Here is a 1519-nt window from a genome sequence, read left to right as displayed (position 1 = left end):
CTCCCGACGACCCCGGCCCCCGCCCCGGCGCCCGCCGGGACACCGCACCCGGTCCCGGACGCCGTCGCCTACCTGGCCGGCCGGTGGGCGGTCGGCCGTACCCTCCACGACCTGGCCACCGGCCTGGAAGGCACCTTCCACGGCACGGCCGCGTTCGCCCCGGACGCCGCCGACCCGGCACGCCTCTCGCACGTCGAGGACGGCGAACTGACCTGGAACGGCACCACCAACCGGGCGGGCCGGACGCTCCTGCTGCACGGCCGCCCCGACGGCACGGCCGACGTCACCTTCGCCGACGGCCGTCCCTTCCACTCCCTGGACCTCCGCACCGGGCGCTGGACCCCTCACCACCCCTGCGGCCGGGACCGTTACGACGGGACGTTCACCGTCGTCTCGCCGGACGAATGGCACCTCACCTGGCGCACCACGGGCCCCGCCAAGGACCTGCTCCAGCTCTCGGTGTACCGGCGCGAGCCCCACCCGTCGCAGCGCTGAACCCCACCCACCTCACACCGAAGCCCCCGATCTTCAAACCCCTGCCCTTGCCCACGCTCCCGCCGCCGCGGCCCGCTCCGCGTACGTCGTGAAGTCCACCGGCTCCCGGCCCAGCAGGCGCCGGACCCCGTCCGTCGGGGCGGCCGTGTGTCCCTCCCGGTGGAGGGCGAACAGGGCGCCGAGAGCCCGGGCCGCCGACTCCGGGACGCCGGCGGCCAGCAGGTCGGCGTGGTACTCCGCCGGGGACAGCTCCACATAGTCGATCTCGCGTCCGGCCGCCCGGGCCATCTCCGCCACGGCCTCGCCGAAAGTCAGGGCTCGGGGCCCGGATACCTCGGTCACGCCGTCGGTGTGCGCGGCGCGCGTGAGCAGCCGCGCGGCCACCGCCGCGACGTCGTCCGCGTCGACGAACGGCTCGGGGACGTCCCCGATCGGCAGGGCCAGGCGGCCGGCGCGCAGGGGTTCGCGCCAGAGGTCCTCGTCGAAGTTCTGGTCGAAGTTGTTGGCCCGCAGGACGGCCCACTCCACGCCGGACGCGCGCACCGCCGCCTCGGCCGCGGCCATGCCCTGCCCGAAATCCGGGCCGATGTGCTCGATGCCCCGGCCCGAGAGGGCCACGAACCGGCCGACGCCCGCCTCTACGGCCTGTGCCGTGAACTCCGGAACGGCCTCGTACCCCTCGTCGGGAGCGACCAGGTAGACGGCCGAGACGCCGTCGAGGGCGCCGGACCAGGTGGCGGGCTCGGTCCAGTCGAAGCGGACCTCGCCGGAGCGGGACGCGGCCCGGACGGGCACGCCCGCGGCGCGCAGCTCGCGCACCACGCGGCGGCCGGTCTTGCCGGTCGCGCCGAGGACCAGGACGGAACGCGAGTCGGGGGAAGGGACGGAAGGGAAAACGCTCTTGGACATGGAGGAAAGTCAACTCGGCGGCCGAGAAGCGGGACATGGGCGAACGTCCGCGCCCCATGTCCGCCCGTCCGCCGACCGCCTCGGGCCCCCGCCTGCCACCCGGCCTCCCCCGTTC

At 75.6% G+C, this 1519-nt stretch carries 2 protein-coding genes; one reads left to right on the top strand and one right to left on the bottom strand.

Translation table 11 applies throughout. The features are described 5' to 3' along the window. Positions 1 to 495: DUF6314 family protein (locus ACSNOK_RS32980; protein WP_436784465.1), on the top strand; the 495-nt coding region annotated here is incomplete at its 5' end. Positions 496 to 528: 33 nt separating this feature from the next. Here ACSNOK_RS32980 and ACSNOK_RS32975 read toward each other — a convergent pair. Next, positions 529 to 1404, bottom strand: coding sequence for an NmrA family NAD(P)-binding protein (locus ACSNOK_RS32975; RefSeq protein ID WP_436784464.1), 876 nt, complete (start codon positions 1402 to 1404; stop codon positions 529 to 531). Positions 1405 to 1519: the final 115 nt, after the last annotated feature.

It is taken from the genome of Streptomyces sp. URMC 126, from assembly GCF_051386555.1.
Classification (GTDB): domain Bacteria; phylum Actinomycetota; class Actinomycetes; order Streptomycetales; family Streptomycetaceae; genus Streptomyces.
This window is presented reverse-complemented; position numbering and strand designations above follow the sequence as displayed.